Annotated in this window: 18 protein-coding genes; 13 read left to right on the forward strand and 5 right to left on the reverse strand. The window is 70.0% G+C overall.

Annotated features, from left to right (window positions below; genetic code table 11):
• The first annotated feature begins 2 nt into the window (after window positions 1-2).
• Both FV227_RS29635 and FV227_RS29640 read left to right on the forward strand, forming a co-directional pair.
• Window positions 3-1,478 carry an MASE4 domain-containing protein gene (locus FV227_RS29635; RefSeq protein ID WP_246686413.1) on the forward strand — a complete coding sequence of 492 codons (1,476 nt, stop codon included), beginning with the start codon at window positions 3-5 and terminating at the stop codon, window positions 1,476-1,478.
• Window positions 1,475-2,431, forward strand: coding sequence for an ATP-binding protein (locus tag FV227_RS29640; RefSeq protein WP_246686414.1), 957 nt, complete (start codon window positions 1,475-1,477; stop codon window positions 2,429-2,431). Before FV227_RS29635 ends, FV227_RS29640 begins: the two co-directional genes overlap by 4 nt.
• Here the strand turns inward: FV227_RS29640 and FV227_RS02800 are convergent.
• Entirely contained in the window at window positions 2,415-3,518 is a 1,104-nt protein-coding gene (locus FV227_RS02800) for an OpgC domain-containing protein (RefSeq protein ID WP_243937115.1), read from the reverse strand. The two genes, FV227_RS29640 and FV227_RS02800, sit on opposite strands and share 17 nt — an antisense overlap.
• 390 nt (window positions 3,519-3,908) lie before the next feature.
• Between FV227_RS02800 and oxlT the strand changes: the two genes are divergently transcribed.
• The 3 genes from oxlT (at window position 3,909) to FV227_RS02815 (ending at window position 7,915) form a co-directional block, all read left to right on the forward strand.
• Window positions 3,909-5,195 (forward strand): oxalate/formate MFS antiporter, encoded by a 1,287-nt coding sequence (oxlT, locus tag FV227_RS02805; RefSeq protein WP_147726225.1) that lies wholly within the window; start codon window positions 3,909-3,911, stop codon window positions 5,193-5,195.
• Window positions 5,196-5,333: 138 nt separating this feature from the next.
• Window positions 5,334-7,097, forward strand: coding sequence for an oxalyl-CoA decarboxylase (oxc, locus tag FV227_RS02810; protein WP_147726226.1), 1,764 nt, complete (start codon window positions 5,334-5,336; stop codon window positions 7,095-7,097).
• Window positions 7,098-7,222: 125 nt separating this feature from the next.
• Window positions 7,223-7,915, forward strand: coding sequence for an esterase (locus FV227_RS02815; RefSeq protein ID WP_147726227.1), 693 nt, complete (start codon window positions 7,223-7,225; stop codon window positions 7,913-7,915).
• 12 nt (window positions 7,916-7,927) lie between these two features.
• Here FV227_RS02815 and FV227_RS02820 read toward each other — a convergent pair whose 3' ends face one another.
• The 3 genes from FV227_RS02820 to FV227_RS02830 form a co-directional block, all read right to left on the reverse strand.
• Window positions 7,928-9,118: an HPP family protein gene (locus tag FV227_RS02820; RefSeq protein WP_147726228.1), complete on the reverse strand. Its 1,191-nt coding sequence runs from the start codon at window positions 9,116-9,118 to the stop codon at window positions 7,928-7,930.
• Window positions 9,119-9,411: 293 nt separating this feature from the next.
• Window positions 9,412-10,662: a formyl-CoA transferase gene (gene frc, locus FV227_RS02825; RefSeq protein WP_147726229.1), complete on the reverse strand. Its 1,251-nt coding sequence runs from the start codon at window positions 10,660-10,662 to the stop codon at window positions 9,412-9,414.
• Window positions 10,663-10,866: 204 nt separating this feature from the next.
• Complete coding sequence (locus tag FV227_RS02830) at window positions 10,867-11,286, reverse strand: PAS domain S-box protein (protein ID WP_147726230.1); 420 nt, start codon at window positions 11,284-11,286, stop codon at window positions 10,867-10,869.
• Window positions 11,287-11,663: 377 nt separating this feature from the next.
• Between FV227_RS02830 and FV227_RS02835 the strand changes: the two genes are divergently transcribed.
• Window positions 11,664-12,107 (forward strand): OsmC family protein, encoded by a 444-nt coding sequence (locus FV227_RS02835; protein WP_147726231.1) that lies wholly within the window; start codon window positions 11,664-11,666, stop codon window positions 12,105-12,107.
• 50 nt (window positions 12,108-12,157) lie between these two features.
• Window positions 12,158-12,532 (forward strand): nuclear transport factor 2 family protein, encoded by a 375-nt coding sequence (locus tag FV227_RS02840; protein WP_147726232.1) that lies wholly within the window; start codon window positions 12,158-12,160, stop codon window positions 12,530-12,532.
• On the opposite strand, the gene FV227_RS02845 is transcribed toward FV227_RS02840, so the two are convergent.
• A complete protein-coding gene (locus FV227_RS02845; RefSeq protein WP_147726233.1) occupies window positions 12,520-13,530 on the reverse strand; it encodes an NAD-dependent epimerase in 1,011 nt (336 codons plus the stop codon). The two genes, FV227_RS02840 and FV227_RS02845, sit on opposite strands and share 13 nt — an antisense overlap.
• Window positions 13,531-13,883: 353 nt before the next feature.
• On the opposite strand from FV227_RS02845, the gene FV227_RS02850 reads away from it, so the two are divergent.
• The 6 genes from FV227_RS02850 to FV227_RS02875 all read left to right on the forward strand — a co-directional run bounded on the left by FV227_RS02850 (window position 13,884) and on the right by FV227_RS02875 (window position 18,346).
• On the forward strand, window positions 13,884-14,141 hold the full coding sequence (locus FV227_RS02850; RefSeq protein WP_147726234.1) for a hypothetical protein: 258 nt from the start codon (window positions 13,884-13,886) through the stop codon (window positions 14,139-14,141).
• A gap of 622 nt (window positions 14,142-14,763) precedes the next feature.
• Window positions 14,764-16,440 carry a cache domain-containing protein gene (locus FV227_RS02855; protein ID WP_147858233.1) on the forward strand — a complete coding sequence of 559 codons (1,677 nt, stop codon included), beginning with the start codon at window positions 14,764-14,766 and terminating at the stop codon, window positions 16,438-16,440.
• A 210-nt stretch (window positions 16,441-16,650) separates the two neighbouring features.
• Complete coding sequence (locus FV227_RS02860) at window positions 16,651-16,941, forward strand: hypothetical protein (protein ID WP_147726922.1); 291 nt, start codon at window positions 16,651-16,653, stop codon at window positions 16,939-16,941.
• A 472-nt stretch (window positions 16,942-17,413) separates the two neighbouring features.
• The gene (locus tag FV227_RS02865) at window positions 17,414-17,599 is read left to right on the forward strand and encodes a hypothetical protein (protein ID WP_147726923.1); all 186 of its coding nucleotides are present in this window, start codon (window positions 17,414-17,416) and stop codon (window positions 17,597-17,599) included.
• 16 nt (window positions 17,600-17,615) lie between these two features.
• Window positions 17,616-17,909, forward strand: coding sequence for a hypothetical protein (locus tag FV227_RS02870; RefSeq protein ID WP_147726936.1), 294 nt, complete (start codon window positions 17,616-17,618; stop codon window positions 17,907-17,909).
• A 182-nt stretch (window positions 17,910-18,091) separates the two neighbouring features.
• Entirely contained in the window at window positions 18,092-18,346 is a 255-nt protein-coding gene (locus FV227_RS02875) for a hypothetical protein (RefSeq protein WP_147726925.1), read from the forward strand.
• Window positions 18,347-18,354: the final 8 nt, after the last annotated feature.

Raw genomic sequence — 18,354 nt, forward strand, 5'->3', positions numbered from 1 at the left:
TCGTGAACGACGCACCGCGCCCCACCGACCTGAGGACCCTCGCCACAGCGGCACCCGGGGCGGGGCAGCGCCGGTTCGCCGGCCTCGCCTGCGCGGCCTTCACCGCGCTGTCCTTCGCGCTGCTCCCCGTCGCAGGCCGCCCGATGGTCCCGATGCCGGGCTTCGTGGCGAGCTATCAGTCCGCGCTCGTCGTCGTCTACGCGGTGACCACCGTGCTGTTCTTCGCGCAGTACGGCCGCACCCGCTCGGTGCCGCTGCTGGTGCTCTCGGCAGGCAGCCTCTACGTGACGCTGATCGTCGCGGTTCAGCTTCTCAGCTTTCCGAACGTGTTCGGTGCCGACCGCATCCTCGGCTCGAGCCCGGCGACGACGACGTGGCTCTGGACCCTGTGGCATCTCGGGCCGCCGCTGTTCGCGCTCCCCTACGCGATCATGGAGGGCGACGGCCGTACGAGGCTGATCGAACCCGACCGATCCGCGCGTGCCGGGATCGCCACGGCGATCGGCGTCGCGGCGGCGGTAGCCGGCCTGAGCTACCTCGTGGTCGCCCATGTCGATCGGCTGCCGACGACGGTCGTCGGCGACGACTACTGGGCGCTGACCACCTCCGGCATCGGGCCGGCGGTCGTCGCGCTCACCCTGGCCTCGCTGGCGATCCTCTGCTGGACGACGCGCCTGCGCAGCCTGCTCCAGCTCTGGCTCGCGGTCTCGCTGTTCCTGCTGCTCCTCGACAACCTCGTGACGCAGACGGGCGCGGCGCGCGGCACCGTCGGTTGGTTCGCCGGGCGGATCGAGGCGCTGATATCGGGCGTCGTCGTCCTGTGTGCCTACCTGCGCAAGGTCGATCTGCTCTACGGCCATGCCGAGCGCATCGCCGAGGCGCGCGAGCGCCAGCGCGCCGACCTCCAGGGCGCACGCGACCACCTCGCCATCGCGCTGGACGCCGCCGACATGGGCGACTGGGAGTTCGACCTCGCCGCCGGCGCCTCCCGCCGGAGCCTGCGCCATGATGCGATCTTCGGATACGACGCCCTGCAGCCGCGCTGGGACGTCGCGACGACCCTCGCCCACGTCGTCCGCGAGGATCGCGACGTCGCGGAGGCGGCCTTCGCCGCCGTCGCCGCCACCGGATCGCTCGACCTGCAATGCCGCATCCTGCGCGCCGGCGACGGCGCGACGCGCTGGATCGAGCTCAAGGGCCGGGCGGCGCGGGACGAGGCCGGCCGGGCGACCGGCCTCGCCGGAATCGTCGTCGACGTCACCGCCCGCCAGGACGCGGACGAACGCCTGTATCAGGCTCAGAAGATGGAGGCGATCGGCCAGCTCACCGGCGGCATCGCGCACGACTTCAACAACCTGCTGACCATCGTCATCGGCAACCTCGACATGATCGTCCGGCGCCCGGGCGACGCGCAGCGGGTGGAGCGCCTCGCCGGCTCGGCGATGACCGCGGCGCGGCGCGGCGCGGTGCCGAGGTGACCGAGAAGCTGCTGTCCTTCTCGCGCCGGCAGGTGCTGCGGCCCGAGACGGTGAACCCGAACCGTCTGCTGAAGGATTTCCACACCCTGCTGCAGCGCGCCGTCGGCGAGACCATCGCCGTCGAATTCGACCTCGACCCCGCGCTCGATCCGGTGCGGCTTGACCCCGGTCAGTTCGAGAGCGCGATCCTCAACCTCGCGGTCAACGCCCGCGATGCGATGCCGTCCGGCGGCCGCCGTCTGATCCGGACCGAGAACCTGACCGTGACGGGCGAACCGGGTGCCGCGCCGCCGGAACTCGCGCCCGGGCACTACGTCCACGTCGCGGTCAGCGACACCGGCCTGGGCATGGAGGCCGGCACCGCTTCGCGCGCCTTCGAGCCGTTCTTCACCACGAAGGAAGTCGGCAAGGGCACCGGCCTCGGGCTGAGCCAGGTCTACGGGTTCGCGCGCCAGGGCGGCGGGCAGGTCGTGCTGCAAAGCGAGGTCGGCACGGGCACGACCGTGTCGATCTACCTGCCGCATTCGAAGGAGCAGCCCGCATCGGCCCGTCCCGAGGGCCCGATGCCGCTGCGCCGAGCGACCGACGGCGAGGTGATTCTCGTGGTCGAGGACGAGCCGGCGGTGCTCGACATGGCGGTCGAGAGCCTGAGCGAGCTCGGCTACCGCACCCTGACCGCGACCCGTGCCGCCGAAGCGCTCGCCCGCCTGCAGGGGCCGGAGCGGGTCGACATCCTGTTCTCCGACGTGGTGATGCCGGGCGGCATGAACGGGGTACAGCTCTCCGTCGCAGCGCGTCGCCTCCGGCCGGACCTGCGCGTGTTGCTCGCCTCCGGCTACACGGCGTCCGCGTTCGGCGAGGACGGCCTGCCGGCCGACCTGCCCCTGCTTAACAAGCCCTACGGCCGCGAGGATCTGGCCGACAAGCTGCGGGTGGTCATGGGGCGGCGCTGAGGCGCGCCCGGCGGTCGAGGAACCACGCCAGCGCGATCATCGCCGCGAGGCCGCCGAGGTTGACGCCCACCTGCAGCGGCCAGCTCGGCCCGAAGGTGCGGTAGCTGATCCGCCCGATCAGCGCCGCGAGGCAGCCCAGCGCGAACACTTCGAGCGAATGGCGCCCGCACCATTCGAGCGGCCGCAGGCGCGGGCTCGTCGCGAGGCGGTGGAGCACGGGAGAGCCGAACAGGAGGTAGATCAGCGCGAGGATGTGCAGGAGCCGCAGCGGCGAGACCCGGGCCTTGTCCGGCACCGCCATTTCGAACGGCCTCATATCGGGCAGGCCGAAGACGTCCCAGGGGACGGCCTGGAACAGCGAGACGGCGAGATAGGCCCAGCACGCCGCCGTGAGCCAGGCGCGGCGCGGCAGCAGTCCGTCGCCGGCCGCGACCATCACGGCGAGCGCCATCCCGATCGCGAACAGGAACTGCCAGGCGAACGGGTTGAAGTACCAGCCGTCGTCGGCCGCCGCGTTCGGCAGGTTGAGGGCCGGGTCGAGGTTGGCCAGCACCCAGACCAGGCCCGACAGGCTCAGCACCGCCCAGACGCTGCGGCGGATGCCGGCATAGTAGAGCGGAAACGCCGCCAGCAGCACGATGTAGAGCGGCAGGATGTCGAGGTAGTTCGGCAGGGCGTTGAGCAGGAGCCCGCGCCACAGGCCGGACCACAACCCCATCTGCAGCAGCGGCGCGACCCCGAAGCGCGGGACGAGGCCGGTCGCGTCCATCCAAGCGCGCACGATCAGCAGGGTGGCGAGCAGCAGGCCGGCCTGGAACACGTAGATGCGCAGGCACCGCATCGCGATCCGCTTCAGGGTCTCCGGCACGCCCGCCCGCCGGAACAGGCCGCCATAGGCCACCGTCGCCGAGTAGCCCGCAAACAGAACGAACAGCTCCGCGGCATCCGAGAAGCCGAGATTGTGCGGCGTGATCAGCGCCGGCGCGTTGTTCGGGATGTGGTCGATGAAGATGATCAGCAGGGCGAGGCCGCGCAGGACGTCGACGCGCGGGTCGCGCTTACGCGACGCAGGTGCGGGATCGGTCACGCGGGCAGTCGGAGGAGGGCGCAGGGCATCGGCATCTCGGAAGGCGTCGCCGCATGCTCTCGCACGCGGCGGGCCGGTCGAGCCAGCGCGCATCGCGGCGGCGCAGGCGCGATCCGATCACGATCGAACGACGGCCGGCCGGAGCGTCCGCGGGAGACGGCCGCAAAGCGGTCTTCGCGTGAGCCGACCGTGTACGGCCCCTACATCGCCAGGGCGCAATCGCGCCCGGCATTTCAACCGCCTTGCGCGGAGCGGCGTCGGGGCCGAATGACAGAAAGCGGCAGGATAATACGTTTCGCAGGCCTCTTCAGGTCTGGTATATTGCATACCTGCTGAATCGATGCATGATGCAGACACGCGAACAGAGAGTCGCAGGCGGAGGAGACCGGGATGGAACGTCAGGACGCCCCTGCGGCGAAATGGTGGCAGCTCGCCTTCGGCGTGCTCTGCATGGCGATGATCGCCAACCTTCAATACGGCTGGACGCTGTTCGTCGACCCGATCGACGCGGACCACCATTGGGGAAGGGCCTCGATCCAGCTCGCCTTCACCGTCTTCGTCGCCACCGAGACCTGGCTCGTGCCGGTCGAGGCCTGGTTCGTCGACAATTACGGCCCCAAGGTCGTCGTCGCCTTCGGCGGCGTGATGATCGCCCTGGCTTGGGTGATCAACGCCTACGCGGGATCGCTGCCGGTGCTGTATCTCGGCGCGGTGGTCGGCGGCATCGGCGCCGGGTCGGTCTACGGCACCTGCGTCGGCAACGCGCTGAAGTGGTTCCCGGATCGCCGGGGCTTGGCCGCCGGCGCCACCGCCGCCGGGTTCGGCGCGGGCGCCGCGATCACCGTCGTGCCGATCGCGAAGATGATCGCCTCGAGCGGCTACCAGAGCGCGTTCCTCACCTTCGGCCTGATCCAAGGCGCGGTGGTGGTGTTCCTCTCGATCTTCCTGCGCAAGCCGAGGCATGCCGGGCCGATCCAGCGCCGGCGCCACAACCTGCCGCAGAGCCAGGTCGACCGCACCCCAAGCGAGACCGTGCGCACCCCGGTGTTCTGGGTGATGTACGCGATGTTCGTGATGGTCGCGGCCGGCGGCCTGATGGCGGCGGCGCAGATCGCCCCGATCGCCCACGACTTCCACGTCGCCGACGTGCCGGTGAGCATGCTCGGCCTGACCATGGCGACGCTCACCCTGGCGATCTCGCTCGACCGGATCTTCGACGGGTTCGGCCGGCCGTTCTTCGGCTGGGTCTCCGACCAGATCGGACGCGAGAATACGATGTTCATCGCCTTCTCGACCGCCGCGGTCGCGGTGCTGCTGCTCCTGAGCTACGGCACCACCCCGGCGGTGTTCGTGCTGGCGACCGCCCTCTACTTCGGCGTGTTCGGCGAGATCTACTCGCTGTTCCCTGCCACCTGCGGCGACACGTTCGGCTCGAAGTTCGCCACCAGCAATGCCGGGCTGCTCTACACCGCGAAGGGCACCGCCTCGTTCCTGGTGCCGTTCGGCAGCCTGATCGCCGCGGCGTACGGCTGGTATGCGGTGTTCGGCATGATCGTCGCCCTCAACCTCGCCGCGGCGGCGCTGGCGATCTTCGTCCTGAAGCCGATGCGGAGCCGCTACCTCGCCCTCGACGCCACGCTGCCGGTGCCGAAGGCCGAGCCCGTCCGGATCGCCTGAGGCGGCGGGTCCGTCGCTTCAGGGCCCGCCTCCTTCGACGATCGCTCGATCGACCCGCGCGCGGCGCGGATCCTGCGACCAGCCATCCGGGGCCGAGGCCCCGGAGCGGCCCAACATTCATCCATTCGGGAGGCCGAGATGTCCGCACGCGCCCAAGTCATCGATATGCACACCGCCGACGTCAACATGGCCGAGGCCGACACGCAGCCGGCGCTGACCGACGGCTTCCACCTCGTCATCGACGCGCTCAAGCTCAACGGCATCACCACGATCTACGGGGTGCCCGGCATCCCGATCACCGATCTCGGGCGCCTCGCCCAGGCCGAGGGCATCCGGGTGATCTCGTTCCGGCACGAGCAGCATGCCGGCAACGCGGCCGCGATCGCCGGCTTCCTGACGAAGAAGCCGGGCATCTGCCTCACGGTCTCGGCGCCGGGCTTCCTCAACGGCCTGACGGCGCTCGCCAACGCCACCACCAACTGCTTCCCGATGATCCTGATCTCGGGCTCCTCCGAGCGCGAGATCGTCGACCTGCAGCAGGGCGACTACGAGGAGATGGACCAGCTCGCCATCGCCAAGCCCCTGTGCAAGGCCGCCTTCCGCGTGCTGCACGCCGCCGACATCGGCATCGGCGTCGCGCGCGCGATCCGCGCCGCCTGCTCGGGCAGGCCCGGCGGCGTCTACCTCGACCTGCCGGCCAAGCTGTTCGCGCAGGTGATGGACGCGGAAGCCGGCGTGAAGTCGCTGGTGCAGGTGATCGACCCGGCTCCCGCCCAGATCCCGGCGCCGGAGGCGATCGCGCGCGCGCTCGCGGTGCTGAAAGGCGCCGATCGCCCCCTGATCATTCTGGGCAAGGGCGCCGCCTACGCGCAGGCCGACGCGGCGATCCGCGAGCTCGTCGAGAGCAGCGGCATTCCCTACGTGCCGATGAGCATGGCCAAGGGCCTCCTGCCCGACACCCATCCCCAGTCGGCCGGCGCGGCGCGCTCGACGGTGCTGAAGGAGGCCGACGTGGTGCTCCTGATCGGCGCCCGCCTGAACTGGCTGCTCTCGCACGGCAAGGGCAAGACCTGGGGCGCGCCGGGCTCGAAGAAGTTCATCCAGATCGACATCGAGCCGCGCGAGATGGACTCGAACGTCGAGATCGTGGCGCCGGTGGTCGGCGACATCGGCTCCTGCGTCGCGGCGCTGCTCGACGGGATGAAGGGCGGCTGGCCGGCGCCGCCCGCCGCCTGGACCGACACGATCAAGGCGAAGAAGGACGCCAACATCGCCAAGATGGGCCAGCGCCTCCTGAAGAACTCCACGCCGATGGACTTCCACGGCGCGCTCGGCGTGCTGCGCACCATCATCAGGGAGCGGCCGGACGCGATCCTCGTCAACGAGGGCGCCAACACCCTCGACCTCGCCCGCGGCGTCATCGACATGTACCAGCCGCGCAAGCGCCTCGACGTCGGCACCTGGGGCATCATGGGCATCGGCATGGGCTTCGCCGTGGCGGCGGCTGTCGAGACCGGCAAGCCGGTGCTCGCGGTCGAGGGCGACTCGGCCTTCGGCTTCTCGGGCATGGAGGTCGAGACGATCTGCCGTTACGAGCTGCCGGTCTGCATCGTGGTGTTCAACAACAACGGCATCTACCGCGGCACCGACGTGAACCCCTCGGGCGCCGCCGACGTGGCGCCGACCGTGTTCGTGAAGGACGCGCGCTACGACAAGATGATGGAGGCCTTCGGCGGCGTCGGGGTCCACGTCACGACGCCGGACGCGCTGCGCGAGGCGGTCAACACGGCGATGGATTCGGGGCGGCCGACCCTGGTCAACGCGGTCATCGACCCCGCCGCCGGCACGGAGAGCGGCAACATCGGCAGCCTCAACCCGCAGAGCACCGTGAAGCGGAAGTAAGGCGAACAGATCGGGGCTCGTAACCCGTCGATCGACGCCGAGCCCGTCATTCCGGGCTCGGCTTCGCACCCCGGAAATGACGGGCTCGGCGTCAACGGCCTTCCAGGTTCTTCGGCGAGAACACGATGATCGACCCTCGCCTCATCGGCCGGATCGCCTTCGCGCACCGGCTGCCGACGCGGCCGCCGCTGGCGCCGGGGCGGCACGCGCTCGAGCTGTTTGCGCAGCGGGACGCGATCCTGCGGGTGCCGCGTGGCATCGACCCGCGCAGGCCGACGCCGCTCGTGGTGCTGTTCCACGGCGGCGGAGGCAGCGCGGAGAAGATTCTGCCGATGCTGGAGGCGCATGCGGAGACGCGCCGCTTCCTGCTGCTGGCGCCGCAATCGCTGTTCCCGACCTGGGACCTGGTCATCGCCGGCCACGGGCCCGACCGCGAGCGCCTCGAAGCCGCGCTCGCCGAGGTCGGTTCGCGGTTCCTGCTCGATCCGGCGCGGCTGGCCTTCGCGGGGCATTCGGACGGCGGCAGCTACGCCCTCTCATCGGGCCTGACCAACGGCGACGTCGTCACCCACGTCATCGCCTCGTCCGCCGGCTTCCTCAGCGTGCAGGTCCAGGCCGGCGCGCCGCGAATCTTCGTCTCGCACGGCACCCGGGACGCCCAGATCGCGGTCGCCCATGGCGGCCGCAGCCACGCCGCCCAGCTGGAGCGGGCCGGCTACGACGTCACCTACGTTGAGTACGACGGCCCCCACGCCTACGATCCGGCCGTGGTCGCGCAGGCGGTGGCGTTCTTCCTCGGCGAGCCGAGCCCGCCCTGACGTCGCGGCGGATCAGGCCGGCGCGACGGCGAGTTCGCGAGGCGCCGGCGCGTCGGCCCTCGGCCGTTCCGCGTCGGTGAGCAGCGCCGCCACGAGGTCGCCCTGCGAGACGATCCCGACGAGGCGGTCGTCCGGCCCGACCACCGGCAGGTGATGCAGGCCGAGGCCCGACATCTGCAGAACCACCTCGCCGATCGGGCTTTCCGGCCGCAGGGTGACGACCGGGCTGGTCATGATGTCCTCGACGCATCCGTGGGGGGCACGCCCGCGCGATGCGGTCAGGCGCAGGCGGCGTCCGAGCCCGAGTCGCGGGCCGCGCCGGTCCCAGGCCGCCTTGTCGAGGAGGTCGGTCTGCGTGACGATGCCGACCACGCGGGCGCTCTCGTCGGTGACGGGCAGGACCTTGATGTGGTGGCGTCGGAGCAGGGCGAGGGCGTCCATCAGCGGGGCGCCGGGCGCGATGGCGACGACGTCGCGGGTCATGATCGCGGCGCAGTCGGTCTGCCCCGAGCGCCGGCGGTAGGAGCGGATCTGCGCCTGGCGCAGGATCGCCTCGAGGTCGCTCCGGCCGACGTCGAGGAGCTGGTCGAAGTCCTCGAGCGCAGCGTCGAGGTCGGCGGAGGTGAAGCCGAGCGGTGCGGTGGCGGGCTCGGCGCCGATCCGGCCGGGCGAGGCGGCAACCGCGTGATGCGGATAGGGCCGGCCCGTCAGGTTGTTGAACAGCAGCGCCGAGGCCAGCAGCAGCAGCGAGTTCGCGCCGACCGGCCAGAGCACGAAGCCGTAGCCGAGGTCGTGGATCGCCGGGCCGCCGAGGACCGCGGTGAGCGCGACCGCGCCGCTCGGCGGGTGGACGCAGCGCAGCGCCATCATCAGGCCGACAGTGCCGGCGATGGCCAGCGCCGCCGCGGAGACCGGATCGGGCACGAAGGTCGCGACGCTCACGCCGACCAGGGCCGCGACGAGGTTTCCCCCGATGATCGACCACGGCTGCGCCAGAGGGCTCGCGGGCACGGCGAAGAGGAGCACCGCCGAGGCGCCCATCGGCGCGATCAGGACGGGCAGGGCGGTGGTCGGTCCCAGCGCCCAGGCCCCGATGACCCCGGTGACGAGGATGCCGAGCATCGCGCCGAGGGCCGACCGGATGCGCTCGCGGACGCTGAGCGGCGTCGCGGCCGGAACGAACCGGCGCCACAGGGCCTGCATGGATCCGAGCCTTTGCATGTTTCAGCGCCGCGCCACGCCTACACCCACCGAGGCCGTCGTCTTCGCACGGCCGACGGGACGAGGCACGGGTCCCTTCTCCCATGGGGAGAAGGACAGGATGAGGGGCGTGAGCTTTCCGGAGAGGTCACGCCCCTCACCCCAACCCTCTCCCCTTGGCAGAGGGGGCCGTCTGGTGCTTCGCGCGACCCATCCAGTCGTTCTCACGCGAAAACGGCGGAAGCCGCCCCCGCGTCCTGTGGGACCGGAAGCGGCTTCGCAGAGCGTCGGACTGCTCAGACCGCGCGGGCCTGATGCAGCTCCTCGATCTGCTGCTGGGTGTAGCCGAGGTCGACCAGCACCTCGTCGGTGTGCTCGCCGAGCAGCGGCGAGGACTTGATCTCGACCGTCATGTCCGAGAACTTGATCGGGCTTCCGACCGTCAGGTACGAGCCGAGATGCGGATGCGGCACCTCGACGACCGTGCCGCTGGCGCGCAAGGACGGATCGACCGAAATCTCCTTCATCGACATCACCGGGGCGCAGGGGATGTCGAACTTGCGCAGGATGTCGACCGCCTCGAACTTGGTCTTGTCGGCAAGCCACTCCTCGATCGTGCCGAAGATGTCCATGATCTTGTCCTGGCGGGCGGATGCGGTCTTGTAGGCCGGATCGTCGATCCACTCCTCCTTGCCGATCGCCCGGCAGATCGGGGCCCAGGCATGGCCCTGGATCGTGAAGTAGATGTAGGCGTTCGGGTCGGTCTCCCAGCCCTTGCACTTGAGCACCCATCCGGGCTGGCCGCCGCCGCCGGCATTGCCGCCGCGCGGCACCACGTCCGAGAACGTGCCGTGCGGGTACTGCGGGTACTCCTCGAGGTAGCCGAGCGCATCGAGGCGCTGCTGGTCGCGCAGCTTCACGCGGCAGAGGTTCAGCACCGAATCCTGCATCGACACGGCGACCTTCTGGCCCTTGCCGGTCTTGTTCTTCTGGTGGAGCGCGGTGAGGATTCCGATGGCGAGGTGCATGCCGGTGTTGGAATCGCCGAGCGCGGCCGCGCTGACCGTCGGCGGCCCGTCCCAGAACCCAGTGGTCGAGGCGGCGCCGCCGGCGCACTGGGCGACGTTCTCGTAGACCTTGAGGTCCTCGTAGTGGTGGCCGTCGGAGAAGCCCTTCACCGAGGCGACGATCATGCCCGGGTTGAGCTCGTTGATCCGCGGCCAGGAGAAGCCCATCCGGTCGAGGGCGCCGGGGCCGAAATTCTCGACGAGCACGTCGGATTCGGCGATCAGCTTCTCCAGCACCTGCTTGCCCTCGGGCGTCTTGGTGTCGAGGGTCAGCGAACGCTTGTTCGAGTTCAGCATCGTGAAGTAGAGCGCATCCGCGCCCTCGACATGGCGCAGCTGGTTGCGGGTGACGTCGCCGGAGCCGGGGCGCTCGACCTTGATCACGTCGGCGCCGAACCAGGCCAGCAGCTGCGTGCAGGCCGGCCCAGCCTGGACGTGGGTGAAGTCGATGATCTTGATCCCCTCGAGTGGCTTGCTCATCGTCGGCTTTTCCTCTCTTGCGTGGATGGGTGGCGACGCCGACCCTCGATCGGTGCCGCGTTCGGCGAGCGGAGACCGGGCTCTTCTGCGGAGCCTCGATCCGCGGTCACGTTGCTTTCGGCCGGATGCCGTCTTGCTTGCGAAATCCGGCCTTGATCTCGAGGACGTCGGCTGTTCCCGGCGGCGGACCGCCGAACGCCGTCGTCAGGCTTGCAGCTCGGCGAGGCGGCGCCGCATCGCGCGCTCCGCGTTCCAGCGTTCCGTCTCGTCGCGGATCACGGCGGTGATGCCGGTGACGTTCTCGTCAGCGTCGAACAGCATGCTGACCGTGAAGGCGATCGACAGGGCGCGGCCGTCCTTGTGCAGGGCCGGAACCCGCAGCACCTCGGCGCCGTAGCGGGTGACGCCGGTGCGCATGGTCTTGCGGTAGCCCTCCCAGTGCCGGTGCCGGTGGCGATCGGGGGTGATCAGGTCGAGCGATCGCCCGAGCGCCTCCTCCGGCGTGAACCCGAAGATGCGCTCGGCGGCAGCGTTCCACACCACGATCGCCCCCTCCGGATCCGAGACCACGATCGCGTCGCCGGCATTCGAGACCAGTTGTTCGAAGTCGATCGCCTCAGACATGAAGGACGCTCATCAATCCTGGACCCGTCGTCCACCGCCGATCGTCGATCCGCGAGGGTCGTCGTCGGTCGCGCGGGCCGCGGAGCACGCGACGACGCGGACCCTGATCGGGATCGAGGTCAGCGGTCGGGAATTCGGCCGGGCATGGAAGCTCTCCCTGCGGCGGAGCCGGGCCACGCTCGCAATCGCCGAGACGATCCGTCGAGGGCTCGATTCCTTATTTGGTATTTGGTATGCCAGAGCAGAAATCGCGTCAAGGCACGCGATGCCCGCGCCGCCTCGCTTCGGTTTCAAATCGCGGATCTGTCAGCCGACCGGGCTCGAACCACGGAACGCCGGTGCCGATCGCAACATTCGGCAGCACAGGGAGCAATGCGATGACGCCGGCGCCGAGCATCACGATCAGCCAGGTCGGCGATTACGTCTTCACGGTGGATTTCGGCAAAGCATTGCCGGCCTTGCGCGTGGATGAGGCGGAGCCGATCGGCGGCGGGACCGGCCCCCATCCGGAACAGCTGCTGATCGCCGGCGTGGCGAACTGCCTGTGCGCCAGCCTGGTCTTCGCGCTGGGGAAGTTCCGCCAGGACGGCAAGGGCGTGTCCGCGGAAGCCACCTGCCGGATCGCGCGCAACGAGGCCGACCGCCTTCGGATCGTCGGCGTCGACGTGCGGATCGCGCTCGGCGCCGCAGCCGCCGACATGCCGCGGATCCACCGGGTGCTCGACCAGTTCCAGCGGTTCTGCACGGTGTCGGAGAGCGTGAAGCTCGGCATTCCCATCGCCGTCTCGGTGCACGACGGCACCGGCACGGCGTTGACCTGACGGCGGCCCCGCGAAGCGGGAGCGCGGCGCCCACCACGAGAGGAGATGCGATGTCGGACATGCACAGGGCGGGCGCCGAGGCGCCGGAGGCGTTGGCCCGCCTGTTCAACCAGCGCGCCAATGCCGGCGACGTCGAGGGGCTCGTCGCACTCTACGAGCCCGATGCGGTGCTCGCCGCGGGCCGCATCGTCGCCACCGGGCACGCGGAGATCCGCGCCTTCTACGCCGACCTGCTGTCCCGGCGCTCGGACTTCCCGGCCGCGGACGTGCTGCCGCCGCTGCGCAACGGGCCGATCGCGATGACGTTCGCGCGGCTGCCCAACGGCACGATCTCCGCGGAGACCGCGCGCGAGCAGGCGGACGGGACGTGGCGCTGGGTGATCGACCAGCTGAAGATCAAGCCGTCCGAAGGTCAGGCCCGGTAATACGCGCGATACCACCGCACGAACCGCTCGACGCCGGCCTCGATCGGGGTCGACGGCGCGAAGCCGACGGCGGCGGAGAGGTCGTCCACGTCGGCGAAGGTCGCCGGCACGTCGCCGGCCTGCATCGGCAGCATCCGCCGGACCGCCTTCACGCCGAGGCAGCCTTCCAGCACGTCGATCAGGTGGAGCAGCTGCACCGGCTGGTTGTTGCCAATATTGTAGAGCCGGTAGGGCGCGGCGCTCGTGCCCGGGTCGGGGCGTGCACCGTCCCAGCCCGGGTTCGGCGCGGCGATGCGCTCGCCGATCCGCACCACCCCGTCGACCACGTCGTCGACGTAGGTGAAGTCGCGCTGCATCAGCCCGTTGTTGAACACCGAGATCGGCTCGCCTGCGAGGATCGCCCGGGTGAACAGGAACAACGCCATGTCGGGCCGGTACCAGGGGCCGTAGACCGTGAAGAAGCGCAGGCCCGTGGTCGGCAGACCGTAGAGGTGGCTGTAGGAATGGGCGAACAGCTCGTTCGCCTTCTTGGTCGCCGCGTACAGGCTGACCGGGTGGTCGACGTTGTCGTGGATCGAGAACGGCATCTTGGTGAGCGCGCCGTAGACCGAGCTCGACGAGGCGTAGACGAGGTGCGCGCAGCCGTGATGGCGGCAACCTTCGAGGATGTTCAGGAATCCGTCGACGTTGCTGCGCGCGTAGGCGCGCGGGTTCTCGAGCGAGTAGCGCACGCCCGCCTGCGCCGCGAGGTGGACCACGAGCCGAAAGCGGTGCTCGGCGAACAGCGCATCGACGGCATCGGCCTCGGCGATGTCGAGCTTCAGGAAGCGGAAGTTCGGATGGGCCTCGAGCCGTGCGAGCCGCGCCTGTTTCAGGCCGACGTCGTAATAGGCGTTGAGGTTGTCGATGCCGATCACCGGCCGGCCGGCCGCGAGGTAGCGCTCGGCGACGTGGTACCCGATGAACCCGGCCGCCCCGGTGATCAGTACAGGATCCATGAGCGTCCCCCTTCGTGCGGCCGCATCCGCGGTCCGAAGCTGCGCCTCCCTAGACCATTTCCAGCGCTTGGTGGATGCCGTCGCGGAACGGGATCGATGTCGCGTCCGACACGGGGAACCGCGCCGGCGGCGGCCTGCGCGGAGCGCGTCCGCACGGGGGTGGAATACCGAGTTCGATCATCAACCGTGAGTAGAGCGAGCCGATCGGATCGTCGCGCCCGCGGAATCGCTTCCCGGCGGAGGAACCCCGACGCGACGGCGACGGTTCACCAGCGTACGCCGACGCCGAATCGGGCAGCGGCGCCGTTCGAGGCGGAGGCTCCGCCTCCGCAGACGACCCAAGGACTTCCCCAATGAAGAAACTGTTCCTGATCGCCGCGTCGCTGACGCTCATGTCCGCGACCGCCTTCGCCCAGGGGAACTCCCCCTACAACTCGTCCGGCTCCCAGGCCGGCGGCCCGCGCGGCGGCATGGAGCGTGCGATGGGTGCGCCGGGCGGCACGCCGGAGATGGGCTCGTCGATGCGCCCCGGCATGCGCCCGATGGCCCGTCCGATGATGCGCCACCAGCGCCGCCACCGCATGATGCATCACCGTCGCCACCGCATGTGATCGGTTCGACGTTCGCGTGAAAGGCCGCCCGAGAGGGCGGCCTTTTTCGTTTCCGGGATCGCTTTCCGGCCGGCATCGACCGGAGGTCGGCCGAAAAAGTCACGGGGCGGCGAGCGCCGGGCGCTGGTCGGCGCAGATGCCCCCAGCCCTTGTGTAACCCCATCACCTGGTGCGCCTCCCGGTCGGCCGCGCTTCGGTGCCCGGCAACGGCCGCGCAGAGGCAGCTGCCCTTGGCCGCGAAGGTGACGATCAGCGTCGTGAACGGCTTGTCAGGGGGCGCCCATGCCGCGGTCTCGGCGTCGGTCACGACGCGGCGGGCATTCTCCGCGACGTCGCGGTGGACGCCGCGATCGGGAAAGGCGTCGCCCTGCAGGCCCTGCATCTGACGACGCCGGTGTCGCCCGATCCGGCGTCGAATTCCACCGACGCGTGGTGTCGGGCAGAGGCGCGATCGGTCCCCATCCCCGATCGCCGGCCGGCTTTCGAACGCGCATGCACGGAACCGGGCTTCGCTTTCGCGACGCCGCGGAGTCGCGCATCCTAGGTTCGAATTCACCTCCCCTTAACCGGATGCGGACATCACTCCTACGGATAGGGATCCGTCTTCGTGCCGCGGTGAATCATGAGCTTGTCGATCGGTACGAAGATCCACGCGATCACGGTGATCTGCGTGCTGGGGCTGATCAGCCTCATCGCCCTCTCGGTCATCGAACTCCGCGACGAGGTGACGAACAGCCGGGCGGTCAAGACGCAGCAGCTGGTCGAGGTCGCCGCCGGCGTGCTCGAGCATTTCGAGGGGGAGGCGCGGTCCGGCCGGATGACCGAAGCGGCCGCCAGGCGGTCGGCGCTCGAGGGCGTACGGAACCTGCGATACGGCGCGAACGAATACTTCTACATCATCGACGACCAGGTGCGGATGGTGATGCATCCGATCAAGCCGGCTCTCGACGGCACGGATCTCGCCGCGCTGAAGGATCCGGTGGGCAAGGCCCTGTTCGTCGAGATGGCCGACGTGGCACGGAGACGGGGGGCCGGCTTCGTGTCCTACATGTGGCCGAAACCCGGGGCCGAGCAGCCCGTCGACAAGATCTCGTTCGTGAAGCGCTTCGAGCCGTGGGGCTGGATCATCGGCTCGGGCGTCTACGCCGACGACACGCTGGCCCACCTCAAGGCCCTCGTGATCGAGCTGTCGCTCGGCCTCGGCGGCATCGCGCTGCTGGTCGGCAGCGCCGCCTTCCTCATCGGGCGGCAGGTCACCCGCCCGATCTACGGGCTCACCGACACGATGAGCCGGCTCGCCCGCGGCGCGACCGCCGTGGACATTCCGGGGATCGCGCGCCGCGACGAGATCGGCGAGATGGCCCGGGCGGTCGACGTCTTCCGCCAGAACGGGATCGAGCGCCTCGCCCTGGAAGCCCAAAAGGTCGCGGAGCAATCCGCCCGGCAGCGCCGGGCCGACCGGGTCGACCAGCTCGTGGTCGATTTCGACCGGACGATCGCGGGCGCGATCGGCATCGTCACCTCGGCCGCGACCGAGCTCGACGCGACCGCCCGCTCGATGACCCAGGTGGCCGACGCCACCAGCAACCAGGCCCTGGCATCCAGTGCGGCGGCGGAGGAGACCTCGGCGAACGTCCAGACGGTCGCCGCCGCCGCCGAGGAGATGGTCGCCTCGCTTCGGGAGATCGAGCGCCAGGTGCAGGAATCGAACGCGGTCGCCGCCACCGCATCCCGCGAGGCGCGCGCCACCGACGCCGCGATGGCGACGCTGTCGGAGGCGGCGGAACGGATCGGCGAGGCCGTGGCCACCATCACCGCGATCGCCGGGCAGACCAACCTGCTGGCCTTGAACGCCACGATCGAGGCGGCGCGGGCCGGGGAGGCGGGCCGCGGCTTCGCGGTGGTCGCCGCCGAGGTCAAGGCGCTGGCCGGCCAGACCGCGCGGGCGACGGACGAGATCGGCGGCCAGATCCTGGCGATCCAGAACGCCAGCAGCCAGGCGGCCGCGACCATCTGGCAGGTCGGACAGACCATCGTGTCGGTCAACGCGATCACCGGCACCATCGCGTCCACCGTCGTCGAGCAGACGGCCGCGACCGACGAGATTTCCCGCAACGCCGTCGAGGCGGCGCACGGGACGCAGGACGTCTCGCGGAACGTGGCGCAGGTGCTGGCCTCGGCCGGGGAGACCGGGACCGCCGCCCAGCAGGTGACGATGGCGGCCAACGAGCTGGCCACGCAATCGGTGAACGTGCAGCGCGAGGTCGAGGCGTTCCTGTCGGCCATCCGCACGGCCTGATCGACGGCGATCGATCGGATTCGGACGCAGGGCGATCCGCGTCCGTCGGGCCCGAACCCGGCGGAGCGTGCGGTCGCGATCACGAAACCCCGAGCTGGGCGCCGCGGCCGGAGCGGTTAACACCCCGGTAACCATAACCTTCGAGAACCGGGCCCTGAACGGCGGCGGGCTCGCCCATGCGCCCCGGCCGAGTTCGAAGGAGCAACGACCATGGCCCCCGGTTACGTGATCGCCGCCTGTCTGGAAGGCGCCGGAGCCATCGGGATCGTCGTGGCGCTGTTCCGCCTTCACCGGGAGCAACGTGCCAAAGCCGCCGAGCTCGCCCGCTTCCTGCGGTCCGGGCAGGTCCGGGATGTGCCGCTGCCGAAGCCTCGACCGGCTGCCACCGCCCGCCCGGCGCCTGCCATCCGGCTCGGCGCGACGATGCGGCCGCCCGAGCCGATCGATCCCTCCGACGCGCTGCTCGCCCTTCGAAGCGCGTTCGGCGCCTCGGTGCGTTGACGCCGCGCGCTCCGCGCTCGCCTCAGCGCAGCAGGGCGTCGAGACCGAAGCCGCCGAAGACCACGAAGGCGAGCGTCATCAGGAACTTGAGGTCGTCGATCGTCTCGGTCGTGGCCGCCGCCCGCACGTGCTCGAACGCTGAAGACCGGGTCAGCCCGGCCTCCTCACCCTCCGCCGTCGCGCGATTTCGAGCGAATCGATTCAGGCTTTCTTAACCGGCCGTCCCGGACTTCTCGGAGACGTGCTTCACGCCTCGTTAAGGCCTCTGACATTCGTCAGGCCGCCGTCAACCATGTTCCCGCCGCGGCGGCTCGCCGGAACCCGAGCCGCATCCCGCTCGTTAGGTGCGCGGAACCTGCCTCCACGTTGAGGTGCCGCGACGACCGCTCGGCCCGCGCCTTTCCCGGCAGGCGGGCCTTTTTCATGGACGTCCGGTCGCTTGGCGGCAGCCCGTCCCGATCGGAGCCCCGTGATGCGCAACCTCCTCCTCACCCTCATCGTGCTCGCCGCCGGCTTCGTCCTCGTCGCGATGTACATCGCGCCGACCCAGCCCGGCCTGCGCACTTGGTATCGCGACAACGCCTGCGTCCACCTGGACAAGGTGAGCCCGCAGATCTGCGCGCCCATCCGTCAGGCCGAGGGCAGCGACAAGGTCTGACCCCCGGATGTCGGCCCTGCGTCGCGCCGTCGATTGGACGTTCCGCGACCGGAACACCGGCGCGATCGTGATTGGACAATGGCCCAATCTGCCGCTCTGGTTGTTCCTCGGATTGTCTGCCGCGCGATGGCTGCTCGCGCCGAACGCTGACGGCGGGCAGAATGACGTCGGGATGTGGCTTCGGATCGCGTCCGGCGCGGCGCTCGCCTGGTGGGCGGCGGACGAGATCCTGCGCGGCGTGAATCCCTGGCGCCGCCTGCTCGGTGTGATCGCGTTGGCCGGTTTGGCGGTCTCCGCGGTGTTCGGCTGATCCAGGGCAGCTTCGGAGCGAGGCCGCGCCGGCATTCACGCCATTTCGTAATTTCTACGCAGCATCGAAACTTGTCGTTGCGTGCACAACGAATTCCGTGAATACGGTTTCGACCGATGGGTCCGTTCGCGCTCGCGTGTGACTATGCGAACAGAAGCCGGAAATCTGGGCGGGCGAAACCGATGACCAACCTGGGAACCACGCGCCGCCTGCAGGACGGCCCGCATCCGTCGACCGGCCTGCAGGTCCTGGGCAAGATCGCCGCCGTGCTCGCGATCCCGGTCCAGGATTTCTTCCGCGACGAGGTGCAAGCCTCCAGCGCCGCGACGCCCTCGGCAGCCGAGTGCGAGCTGCTGATGACGGCGTTCCTGCGGGTGCGCGATCCCGAGATCCGGAACCGCATCGTCGGCGTGCTGCGGGCGTATTCCGGCAACTGATCGCGGCG

It is taken from the genome of Methylobacterium sp. WL119, from assembly GCF_008039875.1.
Taxonomy (GTDB): domain Bacteria; phylum Pseudomonadota; class Alphaproteobacteria; order Rhizobiales; family Beijerinckiaceae; genus Methylobacterium.